20 tRNA genes and 1 rRNA gene are annotated in these 1,934 nt (G+C 52.4%); all 21 read left to right on the forward strand.

The annotated features are described in order from the left end of the window. A 5S ribosomal RNA gene (rrf, locus tag ACTNDN_RS24665) occupies nucleotides 1-89 on the forward strand; the annotation flags it as partial. A 9-nt stretch (nucleotides 90-98) separates the two neighbouring features. Continuing rightward, nucleotides 99-174: transfer RNA gene (locus ACTNDN_RS24670), tRNA-Val, on the forward strand. Between the two features lie 22 nt (nucleotides 175-196). Continuing rightward, a tRNA-Thr gene (locus ACTNDN_RS24675) sits at nucleotides 197-272 on the forward strand. A gap of 8 nt (nucleotides 273-280) precedes the next feature. After that, a tRNA-Lys gene (locus ACTNDN_RS24680) sits at nucleotides 281-356 on the forward strand. Between the two features lie 24 nt (nucleotides 357-380). Beyond that, nucleotides 381-465, forward strand: a tRNA-Leu gene (locus ACTNDN_RS24685). Between the two features lie 16 nt (nucleotides 466-481). Continuing rightward, nucleotides 482-556, forward strand: a tRNA-Gly gene (locus ACTNDN_RS24690). Nucleotides 557-564: 8 nt separating this feature from the next. Beyond that, a tRNA-Leu gene (locus ACTNDN_RS24695) sits at nucleotides 565-653 on the forward strand. A gap of 16 nt (nucleotides 654-669) precedes the next feature. After that, nucleotides 670-746: transfer RNA gene (locus ACTNDN_RS24700), tRNA-Arg, on the forward strand. Between the two features lie 8 nt (nucleotides 747-754). After that, nucleotides 755-831: transfer RNA gene (locus ACTNDN_RS24705), tRNA-Pro, on the forward strand. An 11-nt stretch (nucleotides 832-842) separates the two neighbouring features. Further along, nucleotides 843-918 (forward strand) — tRNA-Ala (locus tag ACTNDN_RS24710). A gap of 23 nt (nucleotides 919-941) precedes the next feature. Next, nucleotides 942-1,018, forward strand: a tRNA-Met gene (locus tag ACTNDN_RS24715). A 10-nt stretch (nucleotides 1,019-1,028) separates the two neighbouring features. Then, a tRNA-Ile gene (locus ACTNDN_RS24720) sits at nucleotides 1,029-1,105 on the forward strand. Nucleotides 1,106-1,114: 9 nt separating this feature from the next. Further along, nucleotides 1,115-1,207, forward strand: a tRNA-Ser gene (locus tag ACTNDN_RS24725). Between the two features lie 22 nt (nucleotides 1,208-1,229). After that, a tRNA-Met gene (locus tag ACTNDN_RS24730) sits at nucleotides 1,230-1,303 on the forward strand. A gap of 3 nt (nucleotides 1,304-1,306) precedes the next feature. Then, a tRNA-Asp gene (locus ACTNDN_RS24735) sits at nucleotides 1,307-1,383 on the forward strand. 8 nt (nucleotides 1,384-1,391) lie between these two features. Then, nucleotides 1,392-1,467: transfer RNA gene (locus tag ACTNDN_RS24740), tRNA-Phe, on the forward strand. A gap of 35 nt (nucleotides 1,468-1,502) precedes the next feature. Then, nucleotides 1,503-1,578, forward strand: a tRNA-His gene (locus ACTNDN_RS24745). Between the two features lie 17 nt (nucleotides 1,579-1,595). Continuing rightward, nucleotides 1,596-1,669, forward strand: a tRNA-Gly gene (locus tag ACTNDN_RS24750). 6 nt (nucleotides 1,670-1,675) lie between these two features. Then, a tRNA-Ile gene (locus ACTNDN_RS24755) sits at nucleotides 1,676-1,752 on the forward strand. Nucleotides 1,753-1,764: 12 nt separating this feature from the next. After that, a tRNA-Asn gene (locus ACTNDN_RS24760) sits at nucleotides 1,765-1,839 on the forward strand. A gap of 8 nt (nucleotides 1,840-1,847) precedes the next feature. Further along, a tRNA-Ser gene (locus ACTNDN_RS24765) sits at nucleotides 1,848-1,934 on the forward strand.

Below are 1,934 nucleotides of genomic sequence, written 5' to 3' on the forward strand. Positions count from 1 at the left end.
CGTTCCCATACCGAACACGGAAGTTAAGCTTCTAAAGCGCCGATGGTAGTTGGGGGTTCTCCCCCTGTGAGAGTAGGACGTCGCCAGGCATTATATATGGAGGATTAGCTCAGCTGGGAGAGCATCTGCCTTACAAGCAGAGGGTCGGCGGTTCGATCCCGTCATCCTCCACCATTATTATGGACAGACTATACACGCCGGTTTAGCTCAATTGGTAGAGCAACTGACTTGTAATCAGTAGGTTGGGGGTTCAAGTCCTCTAGCCGGCACCACTTTTTTTGAGCCATTAGCTCAGTCGGTAGAGCATCTGACTTTTAATCAGAGGGTCGGAGGTTCGAATCCTCCATGGCTCACCATATAGTAAATATTGGTTTTATTAAGCGGGTGTGGCGGAATTGGCAGACGCACTAGACTTAGGATCTAGCGCCGCAAGGCGTGGGGGTTCGACTCCCTTCACCCGCACCAATTAATTAAATATTATGCGGAAGTAGTTCAGTGGTAGAACACCACCTTGCCAAGGTGGGGGTCGCGGGTTCGAATCCCGTCTTCCGCTCCAAAAACAATGCCGGGGTGGCGGAACTGGCAGACGCACAGGACTTAAAATCCTGCGGTAGGTGACTACCGTACCGGTTCGATTCCGGTCCTCGGCACCATTGTTTTTAAATTAATGCGCCCGTAGCTCAATTGGATAGAGCGTCTGACTACGGATCAGAAGGTTATGGGTTCGACTCCTTTCGGGCGCGCCATTATATTTCGGGAAGTAGCTCAGCTTGGTAGAGCACTTGGTTTGGGACCAAGGGGTCGCAGGTTCGAATCCTGTCTTCCCGACCAGCGAAACATATGGGGCCTTAGCTCAGCTGGGAGAGCGCCTGCCTTGCACGCAGGAGGTCAGCGGTTCGATCCCGCTAGGCTCCACCAATATTTACATTTATTAATATGATGGCGGCGTAGCTCAGCTGGCTAGAGCGTACGGTTCATACCCGTGAGGTCGGGGGTTCGATCCCCTCTGCCGCTACCATAAAAAATCTGGACCTTTAGCTCAGTTGGTTAGAGCAGACGGCTCATAACCGTCCGGTCGTAGGTTCGAGTCCTACAAGGTCCACCATATCATTGAGGAGGAATACCCAAGTCCGGCTGAAGGGATCGGTCTTGAAAACCGACAGGCGGGTCAAACCGCGCGGGGGTTCGAATCCCCCTTCCTCCTCCATTTGATTTACTTATATTATTGTCGCGGGGTGGAGCAGTCTGGTAGCTCGTCGGGCTCATAACCCGAAGGTCGCAGGTTCAAATCCTGTCCCCGCAATCTGGTCCGGTAGTTCAGTTGGTTAGAATGCCTGCCTGTCACGCAGGAGGTCGCGGGTTCGAGTCCCGTCCGGACCGCCATTTAAGATGGCTCAGTAGCTCAGTCGGTAGAGCAAAGGACTGAAAATCCTTGTGTCGGCGGTTCGATTCCGTCCTGAGCCACCATTTAGTTTTTTCTAAAATGAAGGTATAAAACGATGGCGGCTATGGCGAAGTGGTGAACGCATCGGATTGTGGCTCCGACACTCGTGGGTTCGATTCCCACTAGTCGCCCCATTATAAAAAATTAATATGCGGGTGTAGTTTAATGGTAAAACCTCAGCCTTCCAAGCTGATGTCGTGGGTTCGATTCCCATCACCCGCTCCATATTTAGGGCCTATAGCTCAGCTGGTTAGAGCGCACGCCTGATAAGCGTGAGGTCGATGGTTCGAGTCCATTTAGGCCCACCATAAAATGAATATTCCGCAGTAGCTCAGTGGTAGAGCATTCGGCTGTTAACCGAACGGTCGTAGGTTCGAGTCCTACCTGCGGAGCCATTTTTTTTGGGGAAGTACTCAAGAGGCTGAAGAGGCGCCCCTGCTAAGGGTGTAGGTCGCGTAAGCGGCGCGAGGGTTCAAATCCCTCCTTCTCC

It is taken from the genome of Niallia sp. HCP3S3_B10 (assembly GCF_052064465.1).
Lineage (GTDB): Bacteria > Bacillota > Bacilli > Bacillales > Cytobacillaceae > Niallia > Niallia hominis.